The 26889-nt window shown below is 58.4% G+C and carries 23 protein-coding genes, 1 tRNA gene and 1 pseudogene; 10 read left to right on the top strand and 15 right to left on the bottom strand.

From position 1 onward, the window contains the following. Nucleotides 1-7 precede the first annotated feature (7 nt). The 13 genes and pseudogenes from G560_RS0106730 to G560_RS0106650 form a co-directional block, all read right to left on the bottom strand. Entirely contained in the window at nucleotides 8-310 is a 303-nt protein-coding gene (locus G560_RS0106730; protein WP_022703549.1) for an urease subunit gamma, read from the bottom strand. A gap of 1 nt (nucleotide 311) precedes the next feature. Next, nucleotides 312-1148, bottom strand: a complete 837-nt coding sequence (locus G560_RS0106725; protein ID WP_028913811.1) for an urease accessory protein UreD — start codon at nucleotides 1146-1148, stop codon at nucleotides 312-314. 782 nt (nucleotides 1149-1930) lie between these two features. Continuing rightward, on the bottom strand, nucleotides 1931-2716 hold the full coding sequence (locus G560_RS0106720; protein WP_022703547.1) for an FAD binding domain-containing protein: 786 nt from the start codon (nucleotides 2714-2716) through the stop codon (nucleotides 1931-1933). 13 nt (nucleotides 2717-2729) lie between these two features. Continuing rightward, on the bottom strand, nucleotides 2730-5105 hold the full coding sequence (locus G560_RS0106715; RefSeq protein WP_022703546.1) for a xanthine dehydrogenase family protein molybdopterin-binding subunit: 2376 nt from the start codon (nucleotides 5103-5105) through the stop codon (nucleotides 2730-2732). Between the two features lie 58 nt (nucleotides 5106-5163). Next, nucleotides 5164-5640 carry a (2Fe-2S)-binding protein gene (locus G560_RS0106710; protein ID WP_022703545.1) on the bottom strand — a complete coding sequence of 159 codons (477 nt, stop codon included), beginning with the start codon at nucleotides 5638-5640 and terminating at the stop codon, nucleotides 5164-5166. A gap of 39 nt (nucleotides 5641-5679) precedes the next feature. Beyond that, a complete protein-coding gene (locus G560_RS0106705) occupies nucleotides 5680-6198 on the bottom strand; it encodes an SRPBCC family protein (RefSeq protein ID WP_022703544.1) in 519 nt (172 codons plus the stop codon). A gap of 103 nt (nucleotides 6199-6301) precedes the next feature. Further along, a pseudogene (locus G560_RS21750) lies at nucleotides 6302-7829 on the bottom strand (trimethylamine methyltransferase family protein). Between the two features lie 109 nt (nucleotides 7830-7938). Continuing rightward, nucleotides 7939-9567, bottom strand: coding sequence for an alpha-D-glucose phosphate-specific phosphoglucomutase (locus tag G560_RS0106675; protein WP_022703538.1), 1629 nt, complete (start codon nucleotides 9565-9567; stop codon nucleotides 7939-7941). A 16-nt stretch (nucleotides 9568-9583) separates the two neighbouring features. Beyond that, nucleotides 9584-11665, bottom strand: a complete 2082-nt coding sequence (glgX, locus tag G560_RS0106670; protein WP_022703537.1) for a glycogen debranching protein GlgX — start codon at nucleotides 11663-11665, stop codon at nucleotides 9584-9586. Further along, nucleotides 11662-13086, bottom strand: coding sequence for a glycogen synthase GlgA (glgA, locus tag G560_RS0106665; protein ID WP_022703536.1), 1425 nt, complete (start codon nucleotides 13084-13086; stop codon nucleotides 11662-11664). Before glgA ends, glgX begins: the two co-directional genes overlap by 4 nt. A gap of 104 nt (nucleotides 13087-13190) precedes the next feature. Further along, the gene (gene glgC, locus G560_RS0106660; protein WP_022703535.1) at nucleotides 13191-14462 is read right to left on the bottom strand and encodes a glucose-1-phosphate adenylyltransferase; all 1272 of its coding nucleotides are present in this window, start codon (nucleotides 14460-14462) and stop codon (nucleotides 13191-13193) included. A gap of 51 nt (nucleotides 14463-14513) precedes the next feature. Further along, nucleotides 14514-16703 (bottom strand): 1,4-alpha-glucan branching protein GlgB, encoded by a 2190-nt coding sequence (gene glgB / locus G560_RS0106655; RefSeq protein ID WP_022703534.1) that lies wholly within the window; start codon nucleotides 16701-16703, stop codon nucleotides 14514-14516. Between the two features lie 8 nt (nucleotides 16704-16711). Continuing rightward, a complete protein-coding gene (locus tag G560_RS0106650; protein WP_033419296.1) occupies nucleotides 16712-19120 on the bottom strand; it encodes a glycogen/starch/alpha-glucan phosphorylase in 2409 nt (802 codons plus the stop codon). Nucleotides 19121-19393: 273 nt separating this feature from the next. Here G560_RS0106650 and G560_RS0106645 point away from each other — a divergent pair, with 273 nt between their 5' ends. The 3 genes from G560_RS0106645 to G560_RS0106635 all read left to right on the top strand — a co-directional run bounded on the left by G560_RS0106645 (nucleotide 19394) and on the right by G560_RS0106635 (nucleotide 20608). Then, a complete protein-coding gene (locus tag G560_RS0106645) occupies nucleotides 19394-19828 on the top strand; it encodes an RrF2 family transcriptional regulator (protein WP_022703532.1) in 435 nt (144 codons plus the stop codon). A gap of 230 nt (nucleotides 19829-20058) precedes the next feature. Then, on the top strand, nucleotides 20059-20187 hold the full coding sequence (locus tag G560_RS21595) for a hypothetical protein (RefSeq protein ID WP_022703531.1): 129 nt from the start codon (nucleotides 20059-20061) through the stop codon (nucleotides 20185-20187). Between the two features lie 76 nt (nucleotides 20188-20263). Further along, nucleotides 20264-20608, top strand: coding sequence for a TfoX/Sxy family protein (locus G560_RS0106635; RefSeq protein ID WP_022703530.1), 345 nt, complete (start codon nucleotides 20264-20266; stop codon nucleotides 20606-20608). Here G560_RS0106635 and G560_RS0106630 read toward each other — a convergent pair. Next, nucleotides 20605-21339, bottom strand: coding sequence for a GNAT family N-acetyltransferase (locus tag G560_RS0106630; protein ID WP_022703529.1), 735 nt, complete (start codon nucleotides 21337-21339; stop codon nucleotides 20605-20607). The two genes, G560_RS0106635 and G560_RS0106630, sit on opposite strands and share 4 nt — an antisense overlap. Before the next feature lie 186 nt (nucleotides 21340-21525). Continuing rightward, entirely contained in the window at nucleotides 21526-21996 is a 471-nt protein-coding gene (locus tag G560_RS0106625) for an outer membrane protein assembly factor BamE (protein ID WP_022703528.1), read from the bottom strand. A 182-nt stretch (nucleotides 21997-22178) separates the two neighbouring features. Between G560_RS0106625 and G560_RS0106620 the strand changes: the two genes are divergently transcribed. The 7 genes from G560_RS0106620 to G560_RS0106595 all read left to right on the top strand — a co-directional run bounded on the left by G560_RS0106620 (nucleotide 22179) and on the right by G560_RS0106595 (nucleotide 26889). Next, nucleotides 22179-22760 carry a YceD family protein gene (locus G560_RS0106620; RefSeq protein ID WP_022703527.1) on the top strand — a complete coding sequence of 194 codons (582 nt, stop codon included), beginning with the start codon at nucleotides 22179-22181 and terminating at the stop codon, nucleotides 22758-22760. A gap of 187 nt (nucleotides 22761-22947) precedes the next feature. Continuing rightward, a complete protein-coding gene (rpmF, locus tag G560_RS20590) occupies nucleotides 22948-23154 on the top strand; it encodes a 50S ribosomal protein L32 (RefSeq protein ID WP_022703526.1) in 207 nt (68 codons plus the stop codon). A gap of 23 nt (nucleotides 23155-23177) precedes the next feature. Further along, a complete protein-coding gene (gene plsX, locus G560_RS0106615; protein ID WP_420835078.1) occupies nucleotides 23178-24326 on the top strand; it encodes a phosphate acyltransferase PlsX in 1149 nt (382 codons plus the stop codon). Beyond that, nucleotides 24323-25297, top strand: a complete 975-nt coding sequence (locus G560_RS0106610; RefSeq protein ID WP_022703524.1) for a beta-ketoacyl-ACP synthase III — start codon at nucleotides 24323-24325, stop codon at nucleotides 25295-25297. The genes plsX and G560_RS0106610 overlap by 4 nt, the downstream gene beginning before the upstream one ends. A 105-nt stretch (nucleotides 25298-25402) precedes the next feature. Beyond that, nucleotides 25403-25705: an integration host factor subunit alpha gene (gene ihfA / locus G560_RS0106605; RefSeq protein ID WP_022703523.1), complete on the top strand. Its 303-nt coding sequence runs from the start codon at nucleotides 25403-25405 to the stop codon at nucleotides 25703-25705. A gap of 15 nt (nucleotides 25706-25720) precedes the next feature. Continuing rightward, a complete protein-coding gene (locus G560_RS21480; protein WP_022703522.1) occupies nucleotides 25721-26728 on the top strand; it encodes a MerR family transcriptional regulator in 1008 nt (335 codons plus the stop codon). Between the two features lie 84 nt (nucleotides 26729-26812). Then, nucleotides 26813-26889 (top strand) — tRNA-Pro (locus G560_RS0106595).

The raw sequence follows: 26889 nt of genomic DNA, 5'->3' as shown, positions 1-26889 counted from the left end.
CGCGCTCCTACCTAATGGGATGATGGACGGTGACAAGTTTGGTGCCGTCGGGAAAGGTTGCTTCAATCTGGACAGAGTGGATCATCGCGGGAATTCCCTCCATGCACTGCTCGGCGGTAATGACATGCGCCCCCGCTTGCATCAGATCGGCAACGCTGCGACCATCGCGCGCGCCCTCCACGACAAAGTCGGAAATCAAGGCTATGGCTTCGGGGTGGTTCAGTTTTACCCCTCGCTCCAACCGACTGCGGGCCACCATCGCAGCAAGACTCACCAAAAGTTTCTCGCGCTCACGCGGGGTCAGGTTCATTTTACACTCCTTGCAACTGCCAAACACGTGGCAGGGGCCCATCACGCAGCACCTGCAAAATCCGCGCAATCTGGCGTTTCAGGGGCCAGCCATCTTGGGCCGTGATGCGCGTGATACACTTGCCATCCCAAGCCGAGGCTGCAGCCTGTGTGCCATGTTCATTCAAGACCCGTCGCACCGGATCAAGGGCTGCTTCCGCGTCCGGCCCGACAAAGGCCACAACAGCAAACGCGCGCGCATCGCCCAACATGGCGTGCCCCGCCCTCGCCGCCAGAAATGGCGGGTCAAGCCTGACGGTATCGGCCCAGATTGGTTTGCCATTTCGGCGCACCATGCGGTGATCTGTCAGTCGCGCCGTTTCACAGGATTCACCCATCGCATGACGGCCCAACACGACGCTTTCCACCAAAAGACATGTCGCATCAGTCGCAACATCTATCACAGTATCCCGTGCCAAGTGGCTGTTCTCAAACAATATCGTTTCTTGTGGCAGCCAATCGAGTCGACCCCCGCCACCCACTTGCGCCACAACGCAGGCCTTTGCGGCGAGCCCACGACTGGCATAGGCCCGTTCGGCGGTTTGGGTTGTGGCAGTTAAACGCGTGCCAGCCTCAAGCACAATTTCATAGCAAAGTTGGTCTTGATCTGTCAGCCCGCCAGCGGTGTTCAGGAAAATGACCTCGGGCTGCGCCCTTTGATTGTTTGGCAAGAAAAATGCCTTTGCACAGCCGCTCTGTGACAAATCCCGCAACTGGACCAGCCCGTTTGACATGCCAAAGCGGGCCGTTGCATGGCCATGACTTCTTTGCATCAGAGGAAAGGTTTGAGTTATGGTCATGCAGCTATCCTTCCAAAATCCGTTTAAGCACGCTAGGGCGCGAACAAAACCTGCGAGACGTCAGAATTTGGCGAAGGCGCTCCCGGCACCTGTGAATTGCTATAAACTTAGACGAACTGCCCTTTATTTTCGCATGAATGGAGCGACCCGCAAATATTGCTACTGACTGCACCTGCTTTCCAAAGGTCAACAGACCAGTGTGGGCATCCCGATCTTTGAAGATCTGGAACGGTAAAGCATCCCTCCGCTAAGTGTAGATAGGACCAAACGTCCTTTGGTTCACCAAGTTGGGCGAAGCGCCAAGCAAGATCATACGTGGGGGCCATGCTGCCCATCTCGCGAGGCAGCAGAAGCTATCATGACGCCTGACAAAGCTATTTCGAACTGCGCGCTAGTCGGCATTTCACAGGGCTTGGACGGCGTACGTTTCGTTAGCTCCTGCCAGCGATCATCAAACGACGGGACAGCCTGGGTCATGCTTGAATGAGGTCACCTGACCTTGATAACTTGCGAAAGCAACCCTTGGATTGTAACCGGCGAAAAGGCACTTTTTCCGCAGTGCGGACCTTTGGATCGCGCCATAGAGGCGCTCTTGTAACGTCAAAAACAGTACATTTTCCACTGTCAAAACGCCTCTTCAACCTGCAATCAAGTGGTGAAGCGTTTTGTGTCGCTTGCCCTGCCTGTCATCAACGCCTGAAATCAAAGCACAGGTGAGGTCCTGCACCTGCGTGTGCAGCGGTTTGGTGGGGTCTCAACGGCCCCGCCAAACCGAGCTTGCCTTAACCAGCCGCGATCACCGCGCGCTTGGTCATCACGCCGCACAGATGCGCGCGGTAGTCTGCACTTCCGTGAAGGTCGGCAATCATGTCATCGGCGGGCAGGGTTAGACCTGCAATTGCATCGGGGGTGAAGTTGGCCGAGAGTGCCGCCTCGGCCTCACTCCAGCGAAACACGCCGTTGTTTGACGCGCCTGTAATTGCCACCCGCACGCCATCTGCGAACTTGGCCACAAACACGCCCACCAGCGCGAAACGTGACGCGGGTTGGACGAATTTGATATAGGCGGCGACTTGCGGCACAGGGAATTTTACCGCCGTGACGATCTCGCCGTCATCGAGTGCTGTTTCAAACATCCCGAGGAAATAGTCATCTGCGGCAATTTCGCGGGCATTGGTTTGAATAATGGCCCCCGACCCAAGCGCCGCTGCCGGATAGCAGGCAGACGGGTCGTTATTGGCGATGGACCCGCCAATCGTGCCACGGTTACGCACTGCGGGGTCGCCGATTTGGCCCGCAAGCGCGGCAAGCGCAGGATAGTATTTCAACGCCTCTTTTGCCACCACCGCATGCGGCGTGGCCCCGCCGATGATGATGCCACCGTCCCCTTGGCATACGCCTTGGAGTTCGGGGATACCCGTCAAGCTGACCAAGGTGCCCGGATCGGCAAGGCGCTGTTTCATCGTCGGCAGCAGGGTTTGCCCGCCCGACAGCGCCTGTGCCCCGTCACCCATCGCGGCCACGGCATCGGCCAGTGTTTTCGGCTTTATCAGATCGAAATTATACATCACGGCCTCCGTTTCAAGCGTTGTTGATCGCCGCCCACACGCGCGCGGGCGAGGCTGGCATATCGATATGTTTGACATGGGTGTGACCGCCACGCTGTAGCGCATCAATCACCGCGTTTATCACGGCGGGGGGCGAGCCTATCGCCCCTGCCTCACCACAGCCTTTGACGCCCAAGGGGTTATGGGTGCAAGGCGTGATGCAGCTGTGATCGACCGTGTAGAACGGCACATCATCGGCGCGCGGCATGGCGTAATCCATGTAGGACCCCGTCAGCAGCTGGCCGTTTTCATCATAGCTGGTGGATTCGAGCAGCGCCTGCCCGATCCCCTGCCCCACACCACCATGAACCTGACCATCGACGATCATCGGGTTCATCACATTGCCAAAATCATCGGCGCAGGTGAAGGCTGTGATTTCGACTTTGCCCGTATCGGGGTCCACCTCGACCTCACACGCATAGGCGCCAGCGGGATAGGTAAAGTTGGCGGGATCGTAAAAGGCGGTTTCCTCTAGCCCCGGTTCCAGCGTTTCAAGCGGATAGTTGTGGGGCACGTAAGCCGAAAACGCGATTTCGCCAAAGGTTTTGGCTTTGTCGGTGCCTGCCACGCTAAAGCTGCCATCCTTGAACTCGATATCTTGTTCCGATGCCTCAAGCATATGGGCGGCGATTTTCTTGCCCTTGGCGATAATTTTATCCACCGCTTTGGTCATCGCAGACCCAGCAACAGCAAGGCTGCGCGAGCCGTAAGAGCCCATGCCAAAGGGGATTTTTGACGTGTCGCCGTGGACGATTTCGACGCTGCTGGCCGGAATGCCCAGCTGTTCCGCGACGATTTGGGCGAACACGGTTTCATGCCCCTGCCCGTGGCTGTGCGCGCCGGTCATCACAGAAATATTGCCCGTGGCGTTGACCCGCACGGTGGCGGCATCGAACAGGCCGACGCGGGCACCAAGGACACCGACGAGGTTTGAAGGCGCGATGCCGCAAGCCTCTATCCACGTGGACAGGCCCAGACCGCGCAGTTTGCCGTTTTTGGCGCTGGCGGCACGGCGTTTCTCAAACCCTGCCAGATCGGCGAGTTCGGTCATTTTATCCATCGTCGCCTGATAGTTACCCGTGTCATAAACAAGGCCCACGGGCGTTGTGTAGGGGAATTGATCGGGGGTCAGGAGGTTCTTGCGCCGGATTTCGGCTTGGTCAATCCCAAGTTCGCGGGCGCATTTATCGACGACACGTTCGATGCTGAAGGTCGCCTCGGGGCGGCCCGCGCCGCGGTAGGCATCAACGGGCGCAGTGTTGGTGAACACGGTTTTGACGTTCACATAGACCAGAGGGGTTTTATAGGGGCCCGCCATCAGGGTGCCATGCAAGAAGGTCGGCGTGGCGGTGGAAAAGTTCGACAGATATGCGCCGACATTGGCCAGCGTTTCGGTGCGCAGGGCTAGAAATTCGCCATCCTTGGTCGTGGCGAGTTCGATTTTCGTCACATGGTCGCGGCCATGCGCATCGGACAGAAAGGATTCCGAGCGTTCGGCCACCCATTTGACGGGGCGGTTGATGGCCTTGGCGGCGGCCAGCACGGCGGCCTCTTCACCATAGTGATAGATTTTAGAGCCGAAGCCGCCGCCGACATCGGGGGCAATCACGGTCAGTTTGTTTTCGGGCATGCCCATGACAAAAGCCGCGATCAGCAGGCGGTGCAGGTGGGGGTTTTGGCTGGTGGTATAAAGTTTATAGTCACCCGTGCCTGCGTCATAATCGGCGAGACTGGCGCGCGGTTCCATCGCGTTGGGGATAAGGCGGTTGTTGACCAGTTCCAGCGTGGTGACATGGGGGGCGTTTTTGAACGCCTCGTCCACGGCGGCGCGGTTATCTTCGATCCAGCCCCAGTCAAAGCATTGGTTAGTGCCGATTTCATCATGCACAAGGTTGGTACTGTCGGCGAGCGCCTTGGCCATATCGACCACGGCGGGGAGTTCGGTGATATCCGCCTCAATCGCGGCGGCGGCGTCGCGGGCTTGCCCATAGGTTTCGGCCACGACCATCGCATAGGCGTCACCGACGTGGCGGACCTTGCCATGCGCCAGAACGGGGCGCTTGGGTTCCTTCATCGGTTCGCCATTGCGCGAGTTGATCAGCCAGCCTGCGGGGTTGCCGCCCATGCCGGTGAAATCATCACCCGTCAGGATGGTCAGCACGCCCGGCATGGACATCGCCGCCGATGTATCAATGCTGTTGATCCGGCCATTGGCAACCTCGGAGCGCAGGAAGCAGGCAAAGGCCTGACCGCGCAGGTTGATATCATCGGTATAGCGGCCCTTGCCTGTCAAAAACCGAATATCTTCGCGGCGCTTAGTACTTTCGCCGATTCCACCATCTTTAGGCATCGTATCCTCCCTTAATGCACTGCGTTAAGAACGCTGCATAATTTGTTGAATAGGCGTATTATTCAGCCGGAACGGTTTGGCCGGATGTGGCCATGACGGCCTTGACGATATTGTGGTAGCCAGTGCAGCGGCAAATGTTGCCTTCAAGGTAATGGCGCACCTCGGTCTCGGTTGGATTGGCGTTTTCAGCGAGCAGTGCCGCCGAAGACATCACCATGCCGGGGGTGCAAAAGCCGCATTGGAGGCCGTGGTTATCCTGAAACGCCTGTTGGATAACCGAAAGCGAGCCGTCAGGATTGGCCATGCCTTCGATGGTTTTCACATCGGCGCCTTCGACATCCTGGGCAAAGACGGAACAGGATTTGACCGCCTTACCATCGACATGCACAACGCAAGCGCCGCATTGGGAGGTGTCGCAGCCAATATGGGTGCCGGTCAGGCCAAGGCCTTCGCGCAAGTAGGCGGACAGCAGGGTGCGGCCTTCGGTTTCGGCGGCAACGGGTTTGCCGTTCACGGTCATGGTGGTTTTCGTCATCGTCTTCCTCCCTAGGGAAATCCGTTGAAATTCGGTACGTTAGCTTACAAGCCGTTTGAGCCAGCTTTTCTTTTTCTCATCAATCGGGGCATCTTCGGCCACGTCTTCTGTATCGGGCGGGCCCTCGACGGCGGCTTGGAAACGAGTAAAAAACTCATCCGCCATTTTCTTGGCAAAACCGTCGATGATGCGGCTGCCAAGTTGGGCCAGTTTGCCACCGACATTCGCCTCGACCTCATAACTTAGCAAGGTTCCGGTGTCGGACGGCGCGAGGGTCACGTTGGCCCCACCTTTAGCGAAACCTGCGGGGCCGCCCTTGCCCTCACCCGAAATACGCAACGATTGGTGTTCGATCATATCCGACAGGGTAACGGCGCCCGTAAAGCGGGCTTTTACGGGCCCCACCTTTTGCACAACGACCGCTTCAAACCCGTCTGTCGGGTTGCCAGTCATCGACTCGCAGCCCGGCACACAGGCCTTTAGCACATCGGCATCAAGGATCGCGGCCCAAACGGTGGCCACATCGGCCTTGATGTCGCGTTGATCAGACAGTTGCATCGCATTTCCCCCAGTGCCTAGAATGGTAGCCTAACCGCATAGGTTGCGTTTGGGCAATCATGGATTTTGGGGCAAGTTGCGATTTGCGATAAACTGCCTGCGATCAATACCACATGTCCTTGATACCCGCCTTTTTCGCGCCGACAAATTCCTCTAGCCCTTGGCGGATGCCTGCATCCAAGGCAGGTGCCTCAAATTCCGCCAGCCGTTTTTTCCACAAGGTGTTGGCGCGGGTGGCGGCATCGGTGGAACCCGCAGCTTCCCATTTCTCGAACGGCTCATTGTCGGCAAGGTCGGAATCCCAAAACGCGGTCTCGTAATTGGCCATTGTGTGCGCGCAGCCGAAAAAGTGGTTGCCGGGGCCGACCTCTTTGAATGCATCAAGGGCGAGTTCGTTATCATCGACCTTGATGCCGTCGAGGTAGGAGTGGAGCGCACCGCAAAGATCGGCGTCGAGTATGAATTTTCATAGGATATGGACAAAAGCCCGTCGAGAAAGCCCGCCGAATGCAGGATGAAATTCGCGCCGCAATGGATGGCCGAGAGCATGGACATGGTGCCTTCGGCCATCGCCTGCGCATCGGGGAGTTTGGAAGTAGTGAAATTGCCCGCACAGCGCAGCGGCAGGTTTAAGCGGCGCGCTAGCTGGCCGATGACCATAGAGCCAATGGCGGGTTCGGGTGTGCCAAAAGTAGGCGAGCCGGAGCGCAGTGACATCGACGACAGGAAATTGCCGAAAATAACCAGTGCGCCTTTGCCTTCCAATTGCGTGAGCGCGCAGTCGGCCATGGTTTCGGCCAAGGATTGCGCGATGGCCCCTGCGCTGGTGACGGGGCCCATTGCGCCGCCAAGGATGAAAGGGCAGGATCACTGAGGCTTGGTTTGCCCGAGCATAGGCGCGCAAGGAATTGGTCATGGTGCCGTCCCAGACCAAGGGCGAGTTTACGTTGACATTGCCAAGGATAACGCAGTTTTTATCAACAAAATCAGCGCCAAAGGTGATGCGCGCCATTTCAATACTGTCTTCGGCGCGTTCTTGGGACGTGACCGAGCCCATGAAGGGGCGGTCGGACAGGGTAAGGTGGGCCATGACCATATCAAGGTGGCGTTTGTTCACGGCAATATCGGTGGGTTCGCAAATGGTGCCGCCGGAGTGGTGGAAATTGGGTGAGGATTGCGCGAGTTTAATGAAGTTTTGGAAGTCGGCGATGGTGCCAAAGCGGCGGCCTCGGTCTAGGTCCGTCACGAAGGCAGAGCCGTAGGAGGGGACGAAGACCACGGATTTGCCGCCGATTTCAACCGAATTAGCGGGGTTGCGGGCGTGTTGGGTGAATTGCGCGGGCGCGGATTTCGGGATTTCGCGCAACATGCCGGGGGGGGGATTTGACCAGCAGGCCATCGACATAGGCGCCTGCGGTTTTCCAATGGTTCAGGGCAATGTCATCATCGCGAAACTCGATACCCACTTCGGCGAGGATACGGTCGGCGGTGGCCTCAGTCTTCAGCAGGTTTTCTTCGGACATCACATCGTAATTGGGGATGTTGCGGATGATATAGGGCCGCCCCATGCCGCCGCCGCGTGTGGCGCGTTGAGCTTGGCGGCCACTTCGCGCAGGCTTTTGGTCGTTCATAACATCCCCTCCCAAGGTGGCCCTGTTCGGGGGCCGATTGGGGAAAGGCTAGGCGCGTGGGGCGCGCGGTGTCGCGGTGATTGGCGACAGATGGATGTCAGATCGCGCCCTAGGTAATGACATCCGGTTCTGTGCGTCCGGTGTTGGCGTTGATTTGGGCGATGTCATGCGCAGCCTGAATGATCGGGGCAAGCGCTGTTTGCGGGTCAAGGTTGAGATTGCCGCTGCTGGGTTCATAGCGTTCCAGATAGACGCGCAAGGTGGCGCCTTGCGTGCCCGTGCCCGACAGGCGGTAGACGATGCGGCTGTCATCGGTGAACAGGATACGGACGCCTTGATGGGTGCTGACCGAGCCATCGACGGGGTCGGTATAGGCGAAATCATCGGCCCGTGCGATGGTCATGCCGTGGGTTTCGGTATTGGTGAGTTGGGGCAGTTTTGCACGCAGGGCGGCCATCATCTGATCGGCTTTGGCCGTTTCAATCGCTTCAAAATCATGGCGGCTGTAGTAGTTGCGGCCGTAGGTTTGCCAGTGGTCGGTCAGGATTTCTGTGACGGATTGATTGCGCACAGCAAGGATGTTGAGCCACAAAAGCACGGCCCAAAGCCCGTCTTTTTCGCGGACATGATCAGAGCCTGTGCCAAAGCTTTCTTCGCCGCAAAGGGTGCATTTGTTGGCGTCGAGCAGGTTGCCAAAGAATTTCCAACCCGTGGGGGTTTCAAACGCAGGCAGGCCCATCGCGGCTGCCACACGGTCGGCGGCGGCGGAGGTGGGCATGGAGCGCGCGATGCCTTTGAGGCCTTGCGCGTATCCCGGGGCAAGGTGGGCGTTGGCGGCGAGAATGGCGAGGCTGTCCGAGGGCGAGACATAGATGCCGCGGCCCACGACCATATTGCGGTCGCCGTCGCCGTCCGAGGCAGCACCGAAATCGGGGGCGTTGGGGCCCATCATTTCGGCCATAAGCTCATGCGCCCAAGTGGGGTTTGGGTCGGGGTGCATGCCGCCAAAATCGGGCAAGGGCGTGGCGTGGGTGACGGTGCCGCGTGCCGCGCCAAGGCGGTTTTCAAAGATTTCGCGGGCGTAAGGGCCGGTCACCGCGCACATGGAATCCATGCGCATGGTAAAGCCTGCGGCAAAACGCGCGCGGATTGCTGGGAAATCGAACAGGGTTTCCATCAGGGCGGCGTAATCGGTCACGGGATCGACGATTTGCACCAGCATTCCGCCCAAATGGGTTGTGCCGATGGTGTTCAGGTCGACATCAGGGGCGTCGAGCGTTGTGTATTGGGCCATGGTTTTGGTGGCGGCATACATCGCGTCAGTCACCTGTTCGGGCGCGGGGCCGCCGTTGGGCATGTTGAACTTTATACCGAAATCCTCATCCTCGCCCCCCGGGTTATGGCTGGCTGACAGGATGATGCCGCCGTCGGTTTTGTTCAGCCTTATCAGGTGGCTGGCGGCTGGGGTGGACAGGATGCCACCCTGCCCCACGATGGCCGATGCAGCACCTTGGGCGGCGGCCATCGCTAGAATGATTTGCACCGCTGTGTCATTGTAAAACCGCCCGTCGCCGCCAACAACAAAGCATTTTCCTTCTGCCCCGCCAATGGCATCGAAAACCGCTTGCACGAAGGTTTCCAGATAATGCGGCTGCATGAACACGCGGGTTTTCTTGCGAAGGCCCGAGGTGCCTGGTTTTTGGCCGTCAAAAGGCGTGGTTTGGATGGTGCGGATCATGGCAGGTTCCTGCGTTTCAAGGATGATTGGCAAAGACGAGAACGGAATGGGCGGGGGCCGTTATCGGCCCAGTGACAAGATATGGCACGAGGTCGGGGCGCGTAGTGTCAAGAATTAGGTGCCACGCGGCGGCGGTATCGGGTAAATTTATAGGCTGATCGGGGCCAGTGTTGAACGCGGCAAACACAGCATCTGGGCTGGGGTTTTGGCTGGCGGCAGCATAGCGCAGTTCCAGCCCGAGGCAGCGAAAACCAGCGTCATGCCAATCGGCGGCGCTTGGTTCGGTGCCATCGGCGCGGCGCCATATGATGTCACGCAGCCCGTCGGCACGGGTGGCGGCGTGCAAGAACCGGCTTTGGCGCAGCACAGGATGGGCACGGCGCAGCGCAATCAGGCCAGCGGTAAAGGCGGTAAGCCCCGCATCGGCGCCGTCCCAAGTCACCCAGCCCGTGGCATTGTCTTGGGCATAGGCGTTGTTATTGCCATCTTGCCCATTCCCCAATTCGTCGCCCGCCAGCAGCATCGGCGTGCCTTGGGCCAGCATCAAGGTCGCCAGCATATTGCGTTTGCGCAAGGCCCTAGCTGCGGTGATGGCGGGGTCGTCTGTTGGCCCCTCCACCCCTAAATTGTCGGAATGGTTGTCGCCGTGGCCGTCGCGGTTATCTTCGCCATTCGCCAAGTTGCGTTTGACGGTGAATTGCACCAGATCGGCCAAGGTAAAGCCGTCATGCGCGGTCAGGAAGTTGATAGATGTTGTAGCGGGGCGGTTGTGGTGGTCGAACTGCCCAGCACTGCCCAGCAGGCGGGCGGCAAAATCGGGGGCCATGCCCGCATCACCGCGCCAAAAGCGGCGGGTGCCATCGCGGAATTTATCATTCCACTCGGCAAAAGGATGCGGGAATTTGCCCAGTTGATAACCGCCGGGGCCGATATCCCAAGGCTCGGCGATCAGTTTGGCGCGGGCAAGCTTAGGGTCTTGGCGGATCGCATCGAGCAGGCCAGCGCCCGGATCAAAACCAGCGTCAAACCCCTGCCCTTCACGCCCCAAAACGGTGCCGAGATCAAAGCGGAAACCATCAACACCCATATCACGGACCCAAAAGCGTAATGAATCCATGACCATACGCAGCACCATCGGGTTCGACAGGTTCAGCGTGTTGCCCGTGCCCGTGTCATTGATGTAATAGCGCCCGCCATCGCGCAGGCGGTAGTAACTGGCGTTATCAAGGCCACGGTAGGCAAGGGTCGGGCCAAGCTCGTCGCCTTCGCCCGTGTGGTTGTAGACGACATCAAGGATCACCTCGATCCCCGCCGTGTGGAAGGTTTGGACCATCTGCCGAAATTCGGCCAGCGCATTGGCACTGGCATAGCGCATGTCGGGGGCGAAAAACCCAAGGGTTTGATAGCCCCAATAGTTGCGCAAACCGCGTGAAACAAGGAAACGGTCGTCGATAAAGCTGTGAACGGGCAAAAGCTCTATTGCCGTGACACCAAGGGTGATCAGGTGGTCCAACATAGGCTGCGCACAAAGCCCAAGGTAAGTGCCGCGCAGGCCCGCCGGAATGTCGGGGTGCTGCATGGTCAGGCCCTTGGCATGGGCCTCGTAGATCACGCTATCGGTGTAGGGGTGGTTCGGGCCGCGGGTGGCGGGTTCAAGAGGGGCCGTGACCACGCATTTTGGGATGAAAGGGGCAGAGTCCTGCGTATCCATCGACAGGTCGGCGCGGTTGGCGCCAACTTTATAGCCCATCAGAGCATCGGACCAGCGCAGGGTGCCGCTGACCTGCCGCGCATAGGGGTCCAGCAGCAGTTTGTTCGGGTTGAAACGGTGACCCTGTTCGGGCGCATAGGGGCCGTGGGCGCGGTAGCCGTACAGGGTGCCCGCCGTCACCCCGTCAACCTGTGCCGTCCAGATATCGCCTTGGCGGTCGGGCATCGGGATGCGCGCCTGTTCGCGTTTACCGTCGGGGGAAAACAGGCACAGATCGACCTGCGTGGCATGGGCCGAAAATAGCGCAAAATTGGTGCCTTGGCCGGTTGGCGTGGCGCCAAGGGCAAAGGGGGTGCCTGCGCGGGTATCATACTGTGATTGGGTCACGCGGCGGTCAGCCCCGCATAAAGTTGCGCGTAGCGGGCAGCGCTTTCCTCCCACCCCACGGGGTGGCGCATGGCGTTTTTCACCATTTGCGCCCATGTTTTGCTATCGCCGTGCAACCGGATCAGGTTTTGCAAGGCAAGGTCAAAGGCCGGCGCATCGGTGGGGTGAAAGGTGATGCCTGTGGCGACACCTGCGGCCAACGCGGCGGGGTTGGCGGTGATCACGGTATCGGCAAGCCCACCAACGGCGGCGACCACGGGCAAGGTGCCATAGCGCAGCCCGTACATCTGGGTCAGTCCGCAAGGTTCAAAGCGTGACGGCACCAGCACCGCATCGCCGCCTGCAAAGAGGCGCTGGCTCAGATCCTCATCATAGCCGATGCGCACGGCGACGCGGCCGGGAAAGCGGGCTTCCAAGGCGCGCATCTGCGATTCCAATGCGGCGTCGCCACTGCCCAAAACGGCAAGACCGCCCCCTGCCGCAATGAAATTGGCCGCGATTTGCGGGATCAGGTCGATGCCTTTTTGGTCGGTCAAGCGGCTGACGATGATGCCCAAGGGGCCTGGCACATCAAGCCCCAGTTCGGCGCACAGGGCTGCACGGGCAAGGGTTTTGCCCTTGGGTGCGCGGGCGGAATAGGGGTGCGGGCCATTTTCCGGCGACCAGACGTCGGTATCAACGCCGTTCAAAATGCCCGATACATCGGTGGCGCGCGACATGATAACCCCTTGCAATCCCATACCAAATTCCGCACGGCGCAATTCGCCTGCATAGCTGGGCGACACGGTGGTGATTTTGCTGGCGGTGATCATCCCTGCCTTGAGGCTGGACAATCCGCCAAAATATTCCAGCGCATCGGGGTAGTATTGATCAGATGGCAAACGCAAAGCGGCAAGCTGGCTGACAGGGGCAAAGCCTTGAAACGCGACGTTGTGGATGGTCATGATGCTGGGCACAGCTGCCCCTGAATAGGCGAGATAGGCCGGTGCCAACCCCGCCTGCCAGTCATGCGCATGCAGCAGATCGGGGCGCCAACCATCCGCCAAACCATCCCGCGCGATCGCAGCCCCTGCCCATGACAGCGCTGCAAAACGGATGTCATTGTCCGGCCAATCGCCGCGCGGCCCCGAATAGGGCCCACCCTCGCGGTCATAAAGATGCGGGGCATCCAACAGCAGCATGGAAATTCCTGCCACCATTCCCGCCAACACCCGCGCAGGCCCGCCAAACAAGTCCGGATCAGACCAAACCACCGGCCAGCCTTTGGCTTGAGGCAATACGCTGCGATATGCAGGCATCAAAACCCGCATCTCCCAGCCCTGCCCCGCCAAGGCCTGCGGCAACGCGCCCACCACATCGGCCAAACCGCCGGTCTTCAACAGCGGTACACATTCCGATGCAACCGAAAGCACGCGACCCATCTTAACCCTCTTTTTCTGTTCAAAAATATCTTCGGGAGGGGGTCTAAGGGGGAGGGCAGACAGCCCTCCCCCTTTGGTTGCCCCAAGACCGACCCTTCAAGGCTCTACCCCAGTTTTCGCGTCCGCGCATCCAGCATATCTTGGGTAATCAACACCACACCCGCATCGGTCCGGCGAAACCACTTTGCGTCCATCTCGGGGTCTTGGCCAACAACCAACCCTTCGGGAATGATCACACCGCGGTCGATCACGCAGTTTTTCAGCTCGGCTTTTCGGTTCACAATCACATCAGGCAGCGCCACGACATATTCCAGATTGGCAAAACTGTGCGTCCGGCAGCCGGTGAAAAGCAGGCTGTTGGACACCGAAGATCCCGACACGATACAATCCCCCGCAATCAGCGAAGACACTGCAGATCCGCGCCGATCCGCCTCATTATGAATGAACTTTGCGGGTGGCTTGATCTCGGCATAGGTCCAGATCGGCCAGGCGTTATCGTACAGGTCCAGCTTGGGCACAAAATCGGTCAGGTCGATATTGGCCTGCCAGAACGCATCAATCGTGCCAACATCGCGCCAATAGGGTTCGGTTTCCAAGCCGCTCGTGACACAGCTTTCGGAAAACTGATGCGCCATCGCCTTGCCGTTTTTCACGATATCAGGGATCAGATCATTGCCAAAATCATGGCTGGAATTGGTATCTTCGGCATCACGGATCAACAGATCGCGCAGGAAATCCCAGTTGAAAACATAGATCCCCATCGAGGCGAGCGCCGATTTTGGGTCGCCAGGCATATGTGGCGGGTTGGCTGGTTTTTCGAGAAAAGCCGTGATGCGCAAATCCTTGTCGACATCCATCACACCAAAGGCCGATGCCTCACTTAGCGGTACGGTCAAACAGCCAATGGTCACATCGGCGCCGGTTTCAACGTGCTGTTGCAGCATGACCTCATAATCCATTTTATAGATATGGTCGCCCGCAAGGATAACCACGTATTTGATGCCGTAACTGTCAACGATATCAATGTTTTGCGTCACGGCATCTGCGGTGCCCAGATACCATTTGTTTTCCGACACACGCTGCGATGCGGGCAGAATATCAAGATATTCGTTCCGTTCGGCGCGGAAAAAGCCCCAACCGCGCTGCATGTGGCGGATGAGGGAGTGCGCCTTGTACTGGGTCGCGATCGCCATTTTGCGGATGCCCGAGTTCAACGCGTTGGACAGGGCAAAGTCGATGATCCGCGTTTTGCCACCGAAGTAAACCGCAGGCTTGGCGCGCTTGTCGGTCAGTTCCTTCAAACGGCTGCCGCGACCGCCTGCCAGCACAAAGGCCATAGCTTGGGACGACAGTCTTTGGTTTGCGCGTGGTTTCATTGGGTTCTCCCCTACCCTGAAAATTCTGGTGCCGCGGGCGTTGCCCAGCGGTTAGCGGTCGGCGTGTTTGAAAAAGACGGTCGAAAGCGGTGGTAGTGTTATCATCGCCGATTGTGGCTGGCCGTGGCTGGCGGTGGGTTCGGTTTTAACCCCGCCCATGTTGCCACGGTTGGACCCGCCATAAAGGGTGGCATCGGTGTTCAGCACCTCATCCCATCGGCCCGCATTCGGCAGGCCAAGGCGGATGTGGCGCTCAATTGGGGTAAAGTTACAGGCCACGACCACGGGTGCATCCCCTGCCCCGCCGTTGCGCACAAAGGCATAGGTGGACCCGTCCGCATCATCGCCTGAAATCCAGTCAAACCCTTGGGGGCGCGTGTCATTCAAGTAAAGTGCAGGCGTGTTGCGGTAAAGCGCGTTCAAATCGCGGACCAGCGCTTGAATGCCGCGATGCGGTGCGCCGTGATCGCCATCAAGTTCGTGCCAATCAAGGCTGCGGGCATGGGCCCATTCGCCGCTTTGGGCAAATTCGCAGCCCATAAACAACAGTTTCTTGCCCGGATGGCCCCACATAAAGCCGTAATAGGCGCGCAGGTTGGCGAATTGATCGTCACGCCCGCCCGGCATTTTGGCCAGCATGGAGCCTTTGCCATGCACCACCTCATCATGGCTGATTGGCAGGATGAAATTTTCCGACCACGCGTAATGCAGGCCAAAGGTCATTTGGTGATGGTGGTGTTTGCGGTAAATCGGATCGCGCTGCATGTAAGACAGCGTGTCATTCATCCAACCCATGTTCCATTTGAACCCGAACCCCAGCCCGCCATGATCGACGGGGCGCGATACGCCCGGGAAAGCGGTGCTTTCTTCGGCCACGGTCATCACGCCCGGCATTTCGGCATAGGCTGTGATGTTCATATTTTGCAGCAGGGCAATCGCCTCGTAATTTTCGCGGCCACCATCGCGGTTGGGTATCCATTGGCCTGCATCGCGGCTGTAATCGCGGTAGAGCATGGAGGCGACGGCATCGACGCGCAGCCCGTCAAGGTGGTATTCCTCTAGCCAATAGAGTGCGTTTGAAATCAGGTAATTGGCGACTTCGACGCGACCATAATTGAAAATCAGGGTGTTCCAATCTTGGTGGAACCCTTCGCGCGGGTCGGCGTGTTCGTAGAGCGGCGTTCCGTCAAACTGGCCAAGACCGTGGGCATCTGACGGAAAATGGCCCGGCACCCAATCGAGCAGCACGCCGATGCCTGCGTTATGAGCGGCGTCCATAAAGGCGCGAAATTCCGGCGGGGTGCCGTGGCGGATGGTGGGCGCGAACAGGCCCACGGGCTGATAGCCCCAAGAGCCATCGAAGGGGTATTCAGAGATCGGCATCAGCTCAATATGGGTGAAGCCCATGTCGGTGACGTAGGTGATAAGCTGGTCGGCAAGTTCGACATAGCTGAGCATGCGGTCGCCGGGGGCGCGGCGCCATGAGGCGAGATGGACCTCGTATACCGAGATCGGCGCATCGACATTTTGTGCCGTGGCCCGCGTTTTCATCCATTTCGCATCGGTCCAGTTGGGATTGCGCAGATCGCGCACCACCGAAGCGTTGGCGGGTGGATGTTCGGAGCCAAAGCCCACGGGATCGGATTTCAGCGGCATCACCGCGCCTTCTGTGCTGCGCAGTTCGTATTTGTAGGTTGTATTTTCAGTCAGGTCGGGGATGAAAATTTCCCAAACCCCTGTTGGCCCACGGCGGCGCATCGGCGCGCGGCGGCCATCCCAGACATTGAAATCACCGACAACCGACACGCGCTGCGCGTTGGGGGCCCAGACGGCGAAATGCACGCCTTTCGCACCTTCATGTGTGATCATATGCGCGCCCAGAACGTTCCACAGGCGTTTATGTGTGCCTTCGCCCAGCAGGTATTCATCCATTTCGCCCAAAACGGGGCCAAAACGGAAGGGGTCGTCGAAGGTCCATTCCGCGCCGCTGCCGGTAGCATGCAGTTTATAGGCGGTTTTTTCGGGCAGATCGGCGGTGAAAAAGCCAGGCACGCCTGCAAGCGGGGTGGCCTTGGTTTCGGTATCCGCCAGCACCGATAGGGTTTCGGCCCCCGGCACGAAGGCGCGGAGTTGCCAGCCCGTGCCGCAGGGGTGCAGCCCAAGAACAGAAAACGGATCACCATGGGTGCCTTGTGCAATGGCACGGGCGGTGTGGATGGCGAGCGGTGCGTCCTTGGGCATAAATCCCCCTATAGGGCCGGAGTGATGGACCAGATATCAGCCATATAGCCACGGATTGTTCGGTCGGACGAGAAAAATCCGGAGCGCGCGGTGTTGAGGGCGGCCATGCGGACCCAGCGGTCGCGGTTGGCATAGGCGGTATCTACCTGTGCCTGAGCCGCGAGATAGGCGTCAAAGTCTGCCGCGACGAGGAAGTAGTCGTGGTGCCAGACGCGGTGAACCAGATCATTATAGCGGTCGGTTTGATCGGGCGAAAACTGGCCTTCGGCGATGGCTTGGAGCACGGCTTGAAGGGTTGGGCTTGCCTCAATCGCCATACGGGCATGATCGGGGTTTTCGCGGCGGGTGACAACTTCGGCGGCGGTGAGGCCAAAGAGGAAGAAGTTGTCCGCGCCGACATGTTCAAGGATTTCGACATTGGCACCGTCAAGCGTGCCAATAGTGGGCGCGCCGTTCATCATGAATTTCATATTGCCAGTGCCTGAGGCCTCTTTGCCCGCCGTCGATATTTGTTCAGAGAGGTCCGACGCGGGGATCAGACGTTCGGCCATCGAGACGTTATAGTTGACGGGATAGATGACTTTGAGCAGATCACCGACCTGAGAGTCTGCATTAACAACAGACGACACATCATTGATAAGGTGGATAATTTCCTTGGCTACAAAATATCCGGGGGCCGCCTTGCCGCCAAAGATTTTAACGCGGGGCACCCAGTTGCCGTTTGGATTGGCCTTGATTGCCTGATAGCGGGCGATGGTTTCCAAGATGTTCAGAAGCTGGCGTTTATATTCGTGGATGCGTTTGATTTGTACGTCAAAGATCGCATCTGGGTTGACGGCCACGCCGCAATCGGATGCCAGCCAATCGGTCAGGGCCGCTTTGTTTTGGCGTTTGGCCGCGTCAAAATTGGCACGAAAACCGGCGTCTTCGACATGGGGTTCCAGGTCCTTGAGGCGGTCAAGGTTGTCTTCCCACCCATCCCCGATCGTGTCAGTTATCAGGCCCGCCAACGGACGGTTGGCCATGCGCAGCCAGCGGCGCGGGGTGACGCCATTGGTTTGGTTGATAATGCGCCCGGGGTGGAGTTTGTTCAACTCGGGAAACAGGTTTTGTTTGACCAGATCGGAATGGAGCGCCGAGACGCCATTGACGCGGTGGGCGGTGATAAAGGCCAGTTCACCCATCCGCACCTCGTGGTGTTTCACGATGCCCACGTAATGCGGGCGGTTCGGGTGGGCGCGGCGATGGGCAGAGTCGATTTGTTCGACGATTTGCATGTGACGTGGGAGGATCGTGCCAAAGGTAAAGGTCGCCCATTTTTCCAGCGCTTCGGGCAAAAGGGTGTGGTTGGTATAGCCAAGGCAGGCTTGGGTCGTGGTAAAGGCCTCATCAAAGTCCAGCCCGTGTTGGTCGACCAGCAGGCGGATCAGTTCGGGGCCCGCGATGGCGGGGTGTGTGTCATTCATCTGGATTGCCACGTGATTTGGCAAGGCGCGGATATCAAGGCCAGCCGCGGTGTGGCGGCGCAGGATGTCTTGCAAAGCAGCGGATGTCAGGAAAAATTCCTGTTTCAGGCGCAGTTCCTTGCCTTGGTAGGTGGTATCGTCGGGGTATAGCACGCGTGACAGGGTGCGGGCCAGCGCCTCGGGTTCGGCGGCCGCCGCATAGTCCCCACGGTTAAAGCGTTCAAGGTCAAACTGGGTGGTCGCTTTGGCGCCCCACAGGCGCAGGGTGTTGGCCCATTTGCCCTGCCAGCCAACAACCGGCATATCATAGGCCGAGGCGATAACGGTTTCACCTGGCACCCAAACATTTCCGTCCATATGGCCCTTGAAAGGGATGGTATAGGCGGCTTCGGGACGGGCAAATTCCCACGGATTGGATTGCGACAGCCAATCTTCGGGGGTTTCGACCTGAAAGCCGCCTTCAAAACGCTGGCGGAACAGCCCGTGTTCATAGCGGATGCCGTAGCCATAGGCGGGGCAGCCAATGGTTGCCATGCTTTCCATAAAGCAGGCAGCCAAACGGCCCAAGCCGCCATTGCCGAGGGCGGCGTCAGGTTCATCCTCGATCAGCGCACGGTAATCCAGGCCGAATGCCGCCATTGTACTGCGCGCCTCGTCATCCAGCCCCAAATTCATGGCAGCATCTTCCAGAATGCGGCCGATAAGGAATTCCATCGACAGGTAATAGACGCGTTTGCGCTGTTCGGCCCATGTGCGGCGGGTAGAGGCGAACCACGGGCCGACCACACGGTCACGAATGGCAAAGGACAGGGCCATGCGCCAATCATAACGGCTGGCGTGGTCTGCATCTTTGCCCAAGGTGTAGGTCAGATGACGCAGGACATCATCGGCCAAGGCCCCTTGCGGGATGGAAGGTGTGGTGGGCTGAAACGGTTTAAGGGGCGTATTCACGAAAGATGTCCTGCAGTAGGGGAGGCCCTGCCCTATGGGCCGGCGCGCTGTGAATGTCAGTTTGGCTGTGGGGCCATTGATCGGCAAGGCCGGAAAGGAATTCGGGCTTTGTAATCCGAATGTGTCGTGAATGATAGCGCTAACAAAGTCGAAAAAAACGCAGCTTTGACGCGCAGAGCCCGTTTTGCCCGCATCCATCGACTGATCCAGATCATGGATAGCGTGCAGATTTCGCCGTAGCTGGGAGAAAATGGCGTCTGTGAGGATTTACGTATGCGGCTGACAATTCGGACCAATCTTGCGATGCGGACCTTGATGTTTTGTGCAGTCAATGCCGAACGGACGGTGCGCAAAGCCGAAATTGCCGAGGCTTGCAACGCGTCTGAAAACCATTTGGCACAGGTGATCCACAAGCTGGCGTTGGCAGGCTTTATCACTACCATCAGGGGGCGTTTGGGTGGGTTAAAGCTGCGGCGCGCGCCGCGCTTGGTTGGGGTTGGCGAGGTGGTGCGCCATTTCGAAGGGGCGGTGCCGTTCTTGGACTGTATGGTGGAGGATAAAGAGCCCTGTCCGTTTGTTAGGTTCTGCGAATTAAAATGCGCCTTTGCGGATGCGCTGGATGCGTTCTATGCGTCCTTGGACCGGCTGACATTAGCCGATTTGATCGAGAACAATACGGAAATGAAGAGACTGCTGACGGTTGGTTGATCGGGGCTAAATGTTACGGTTGCAGGATGACTTGGGCCAAAATCCGCCGACACTTGTGACCTTTTATCAAGGCTTTCGACTTTCGCAATGATCGCCCCTTGTGGGTTCTGGTTTGCGCGACTAAATCGCCGCAACCGTGCCATATTGTTGCCATGTGCTGGCCGCAACTGACTCTTAAAATTTTATAGATCTGGCTGTTGCACGACAGTCTTCGCAATCGGAACAAAGCTATGGCTCAAGCGTCCCCAACCCCGCAGCAAGGCAGCACCCCTGCCCCATCCACCCAACAACAGGGCCAAACCCCTGCAGGCAGCCAACAGCAAGGCCAACCGATTTTCCGCGACTGGGCGGCGATTTAATCGGCTTTGTGTTTGCCTGTCTGTGGTGCGTGTTGCGTCATAGCTTGGTAACACGCGGATAGATTGGACCTGCGCCTTGGCGACAGACCCGCTTGCAATTTCCTCTATTCCCAATCTGGGGCCTGCCAGCGAGGCGGCCTTCGCCAAGGCAGGCATCCATTCGGCCCAAGAGCTGCGCGCGCTTGGAGCGGATGAGGCCTATTTGCGATTGTTGCAATCGGGCGCTGCCCCGCATTTCATTGGCTATTACGTGATTGTCATGGGGCTACAAGGGCGGCCTTGGAACGATTGCAAGGGGGCCGAAAAGGCCGCATTACGGGTACGGTTTGACGCGCTGAAGGCGCAAAACCAGAGCAAAGGGCGTAGCGAGCTGGATGCGGCGTTGGATTTTCTGGGCGTAATTGAACGAAAGCCGCGTTAACCGGCGACAGCCCGTAAAAGCCGTGCACGCGCGGCGGGGATAGAGGCAATCTCGACGCCGGTAAACACATGCATAGTGTGCAATTGTCGGTCAAAGACTGCGTGGTCGCTGACCCATCCCCCCATCATCAGATAGGTGCGCAACAACGGTGGCAAGGTCGCTGCGCCGCAAATATGGTCATCGTACGGGTCAAGGGAGAAACTGAAACGCTCGGGCGCTTTGGGGTGCGGGTTCCATCGTGCGGGCGCGCGGTGTTTGCGCTGCAGCAGCTGGAACGCGGCCCTGTGCAGTGTTGCATCATCGCCAAGAAATGAGCTGCAACCAAAAAGCAAACGCACGCCTGTCGCATCAACCCATTGGGTTAGTGCGCCCCAAGCCACACGCAAGATATCTGGGTCGTGGTGGTCAGGGTGAATGCAAAACCGACCGATTTCCAGCAGTGGGCCTTGGAAATGCGTCAGCGCGGTCAGGTCATAGAACTGGGCGGAATAGCTGCGCAAAATATCAGGGCCTGTGGCCAAGGGCAAAACCCGAAAGGCACAGACAACGGTGCTGGTTTGGGTGTCTTCGACCAGAATATGGGTGCAATCGGCATCAAAGCGGTCGGTATCGTTGCCATCTTTGAAGCCAAAGCATCGACTCCGCAATCCGAGTGCTGCCGCAAGATCAGCGCCACCGGACGCTGTCCGCGCAAGGTAGCGCCCTTTTTGCAGGTGCAGCACGCGATCCATTGTTGGGCCTTAGGGTCATGAAGTTAGGCGCGAATATGCGGGGCGCAATGAAATGATGCAAGGCAATCCCATATGTTGGAAAAGGCTTTGTTTGCGCAATATCGCCGAATCACCTGAATGTAGGCCGAGATGCCATGCAAAGGGCCAACAGTTTTGCTGTTGACCCTTAAGATGTAAGGTCAGGCCCTATTGGCCGACAATGTCGCCAGCGCGCAGTCGACCAAAATTGCTGAACAACTGGGTCAAGAAGCTGATGCTCTTGATATTGGTGTCCGTCACGCGGCGCGACAGTGGTACCACACGGCCTTCTGCCAGACCAAAGCGTTCTACGTTCTCGACTATGCCTGCATCGGTGAAGGAGATCGCGACCACTTGGCGGTCAATCTCTTCCGGCTTTCTGGGGCCTACCTGCTTGAATTTGCTTTGAACATAGTACCAGCCGTTGTCGTTCAACAACGCGGCGGCCGACGGGCGGCCAATAACATCTGCCACATCTTGCTGCGTTGAAACGCCGACCTGAATGACCGCCAAATCATCATCCGCAGGCACATATCCGTGATTTCGGTAAATCGCCGAACAGCCAGCCATCAAAAGGATGCATCCTGCCATAGCCATCTGCGCCATCCGCGCCCGTATGTTGCCTGCTTGCACTTGCATCGCACCCTCTTGCCTATGAGGCACAAGCCTCGTATCCCAGTCCGGTTTTCCGGCGTTCCCCTTGGCTTACAGAAGGATAAGCTTTTGTTCAAGAAAGGAACGCGATCTTGGGTAAACCTTGCGCGCGGGCGATAGGTGTCTATGTGTAGGATCCTGCACCGCGACAAACCAGAGGACAGAGAATGAGCCAGACCAGCGACCCAAGCCTTCCCGCTCTACCGTTAAGCGAGGCGTTCAAGGCGGCAAGCCTGTCAAGCCGCAAGCCTACGCGTTTTGACCTTATACCATCGGCGCAGGCGCGGGCGGCGGTCGCGGATTATCTCGGGATTCTTGCGATAAAGAAAATGCGCTTTGTCGGGGCGATCAGCCCCAAGGGGCGGCATGACTTTGCGCTGGGGGCCGTGTTGGAGGCGGTGGTGGAGCAGGCCTGTGCCATTACGCTGGAGCCTGTTGTTACCACGATCAGGGAAGATGTACTGCGGGTATATCTGGCGAAATGGGACTATCCGACCGGCGACGAGGTTGAAATTCCCGATGACGACACGACCGAAGCTTTGGGCGAAGAGGTTGATATCGGGCATGTCGCGGTCGAGGCCTTGTCGCTTGCCTTGCCCCCGTTTCCGCGTGCGCCAGGCGCGATTTTGGACGTGGCCGAGTTTTCGGCCCCCGGTACAGCGCCATTGCGGGATGCCGATTTGAAACCATTCGCAGGGTTGGCGGCCTTGAAGGCCAAGCTGGAAAACCCTGATGGCGGGGCCGAGTAAGCACCGCTGCAACAGTGTGAACGCAACGGATTAACAGCTTTGGCAGAAAGAGCTTGCGCGTGGCCAGAATCGCAGTATGTTCCGCGCTTCGTTTACAGAGTGGATCTAACGCGCCCAAACGATCGGGTTACTGCCAGATCCCCAAGGAAAATCAGGGCATTAGCCCTCAGAACACCGAGGTCGAGACATGGCTGTCCCGCAGAACAAAGTCACCAAATCCAAGCGCAACATGCGCCGTGCTCATGATGCGCTGGTCGCATCTAACCCGGCAGAATGTTCCAACTGCGGCGAGTTGAAGCGCCCGCACCACGTTTGTGGCGCATGCGGTCACTATGACGCACGCGAAGTTGTTGCTTCTACACAAGACGTCGATCTGGACGAGGACGCGGCGTAAGCCGTTTGTCATTGCCCTGACGCATGACGATGAGCGCCGCAGAAACACCTGTCACCACCGAACAGGGCCCTATCGGGCAGACTGCGGAGCGAGTTGTAATTTCGGTTGACGCCATGGGCGGAGATCGTGGGCCTGCGGCAGTTGTCGCAGGTCTTGTGCTTTCGGCTGAAAAAACGCCTGCATTGGCATTCATCCTGCATGGGGATGAGACCGTTTTGGCCCCACTGTTGGCCAAGCATCCCGTTCTTGCGGGGCGCTGTACGCTGCGCCACGCGCCGCGCGCGGTGACGATGGAAGACAAGCCGAGCCAAGTTATGCGCAATGGCGAAGGTACGTCGATGTGGTCTTGCATCGAAAGCGTCAAGGCCGGCGAGGCAACGGTGGCGGTATCTTGTGGCAACACAGGCGCGCTGATGGCGATTTCGATGATCCGCCTGCGCCGCCTGCCCGGTGTGACGCGGCCCGCGATTGCCTGTTTGTGGCCATCGCGCAACCCCGGCGGATTCAACGTGATGTTGGACGTGGGCGCAGATGTTAAGGCCGAGCCCGAAGATTTGCTGCAATTTGCCACGATGGGCGCGTCCTATGCCCGCAACGGTTTGAACCTGAAGCGGCCGCGTGTGGGGTTGCTGAATGTGGGCACCGAGGAAAACAAGGGCCGCCCAGAGTTGAAACAAGCGTTTGAGCAGATGCCTGCGGTGGCGGCGGTTGGCGATTTCGATTTTGTTGGATTTGTCGAAGGCGGCGATATTCCCAGCGACCGTGTCGATGTGATCGTCACAGACGGGTTTAACGGCAATATCGCGCTGAAAACCGGCGAAGGTACGGCCAAGCTGATTTCCGATTTCATGCGAGAGGCGTTGTCGTCCAGCCTGTTATCCAAGCTTGGTGCCCTGCTGGCGATGGGGTCGCTGCGGCGTTTGCAAAAGCGGATTGACCCGCGGCGGGTGAACGGCGGCGTGTTTTTGGGGCTGAATGGCACCGTGGTGAAATCGCATGGGTCTGCCGATGCGACAGGGGTTTCGGCGGCGATTGGTTTGGCCTTTGACCTTGCAAAATCGGGCTTTAACGAACGATTGGCCGCGCGCGTTGCATCTGCGGGCCGCGCGGGGCAAGATGCCTTGGGCGGCACTGTGGATAGTGCTGCGGCGGGGAATGGTGAGGCCAAATGACACTTCGAGCCGTTGTTAAAGGTGTTGGGCATTATTTGCCCGACCGCATCGTGCCCAATTCCGAATTTGAGGCAACGCTTGATACCACGGATGAGTGGATACGCAGCCGTTCGGGGATTGAACGGCGCCATTTTGCGGCCGAGGGGCAGACAACTTCGGATTTGGCTGTGAATGCTGCACGTGCGGCGTTGGAAAATGCGGGTCTGCAACCAGATGATATTGATGCGATTGTTGTTGCGACCTCGACCCCCGATCTGACCTTTCCGTCTGTGGGGACCATGGTGCAGGGTAAATTAGGGATGACGCGCGGGTTTGCCTTTGATGTGCAGGCCGTTTGCGCGGGATTTGTGTTTGCCCTAAGCACGGCGAATGCGATGATTCTGTCGGGGCAAGCGCGGCGGGTGCTGGTGATCGGGGCCGAAACATTCAGCCGGATTATGGATTGGACCGACCGTTCAACATGTGTGCTGTTTGGCGATGGCGCTGGTGCGCTGGTGCTTGCGGCCGAAGACGGAACGGGCGGTGTGACCGATCGTGGCGTGCTGTCTGCTGATCTGAATTCGGACGGGCGCTATAAAGAGATGCTGTATGTCGATGGCGGGGTTTCGACCAACGGCCAATCGGGCAAGCTGCGGATGCAAGGCAACCAATTGTTCCGCCAAGCCGTTGAAAAACTGGCGACAACGGCGGATACCGCGTTGGAAAAAATCGGGCTGACGGGCGCGGATGTGGATTGGATTGTGCCGCATCAGGCGAATTTGCGGATTATTGCGGCCACGGCGGCGCGCATGGATGTGCCTATTGAGCGCGTGATTTTGACGGTGCAAGACCACGGCAACACCTCGGCTGCGTCCATTCCTTTGGCGCTGTCGGTGGGTGTGGCGCGCGGCCAGATCAAGCAAGGCGACCTGCTGGTGGCCGAAGCGATTGGTGGCGGGTTGGCCTGGGGCGCAGTTGTTTTGCGCTGGTAAGTACGATTTTCAGCTAATTTCTTGCTGTAACTCCTTCTCGCAAGTCTCTGATATTGACTTGGGTTTTCAAACCGCGCATCCTTTGGAAAAACCCGGGGGGATGGAATGACTGAAAAAACCTTGACGCGGATGGACCTGAGCGAAGCTGTGTTTCGTGAAGTTGGGCTGTCGCGCAATGAATCATCGCAATTGGTTGAAAGTGTTTTGCTGCATGTGTCGGATGCCTTGGCATCGGGCGATACGGTGAAAATTTCGTCCTTTGGCACGTTTTCGATCCGTGATAAAACCGCGCGTGTGGGCCGTAACCCAAAGACGGGTGACGAAGTGCCGATCAGCCCGCGCCGCGTGTTGACCTTCCGCCCTTCGCATTTGATGAAAGATCGCGTCGCGGCTGGAGCCAAGGGCTAAGCTTGAGGATCCTTCATGGATAAGTCGCCAGACGCTTTTCGCACGATCAGCGAAGTGGCCGAATTGCTGGAAACGCCCGCGCATGTCTTGCGATTCTGGGAAAGCCGATTTCCGCAGATAAAGCCTGTGAAGCGGGCGGGTGGACGCAGGTATTACCGCCCTGCGGATATGGCCTTGCTGGTGGGTATTCGCAGGCTTTTGCATGATGAAGGATTGACCATTCGGGGTGTGCAGAAAATCTTGCGTGAGCAAGGGGTTCGGCATGTTTGCGGTATGGCAGAAGATGTTTTTGCGGACGAAGTCGATCTGGATGTTGTGGATGATGAAGTCGTGCCAACGCCCGAACGCGCGGGAACACCGATCGCTTTGTTTCCGAATGCGCGCGGGTCTGAAGTGCCAGACACTGCTGCGGCAGAAGCCCCGTTGGACAGCGCGGCTGCAACGGCAGATGACGAAGCCAAGGCGGCCCGTTTGACGCAAGTCGTGGAAGACATTTCAGCCGACGAAGGCATAGACGAAGCTGCGCTATACGCCGCACTGGAAGGCCAAATCGAGGGGGAGGCGGATTTAGCGGATGCCGAGGATGTGGCGGCAGAGCCGAGCGTTGCAGTGCTGGCCGCGCGTGATGAGGTTGTATTGAGCGAATCGCAGGGCATTGAGACAGAAGCGGAGCCAAAAGCCGACCCACAAGAGAATCTTTTCGCTGCGCCAAACGGGCAGAGTGGCACAAAGACCGAAAATGCGCCGCAGATGCCTGAAAAGAGCGTGACCGATGGCGCAGAACGTGACGTGGCCGAGGGTGTGAAAGCAGACGAACCTGTCACGACCACCGCGCCACAGCCCGCCCTGCCCGGCCCAATGCCTGCGCCCACTGAAATCTCTGGTCATTGGCTTGCTGCCGATATTCGGACCCTGCGAGCGGGAGCGTTTGGCGAAAAAAGGCCGCAAGCAGACGTGCTTTTCAAGCGGTTGGTGGCCTTGCGCAATCGGGTCGGTGATTTGGGCCGTGTACCCCGCCGATAAGCTGCCGTTAACCGCGCTAAATCCAATGGATTAGAACTTTCATGCTTGCCCCCGCCCGTAAATTCAGTATGAAAGCGCAAGTGTCGGGCTATAGCGCAGCATGGTAGCGCGTTCGTCTGGGGGACGAAAGGTCGTGAGTTCGAATCTCGCTAGCCCGACCA

Source organism: Pseudorhodobacter ferrugineus DSM 5888, from assembly GCF_000420745.1.
GTDB classification, from domain to species: domain Bacteria; phylum Pseudomonadota; class Alphaproteobacteria; order Rhodobacterales; family Rhodobacteraceae; genus Pseudorhodobacter; species Pseudorhodobacter ferrugineus.
Note: the sequence above shows the minus strand (reverse complement) of the source record. Positions and strands in the feature narration are given on the sequence as shown.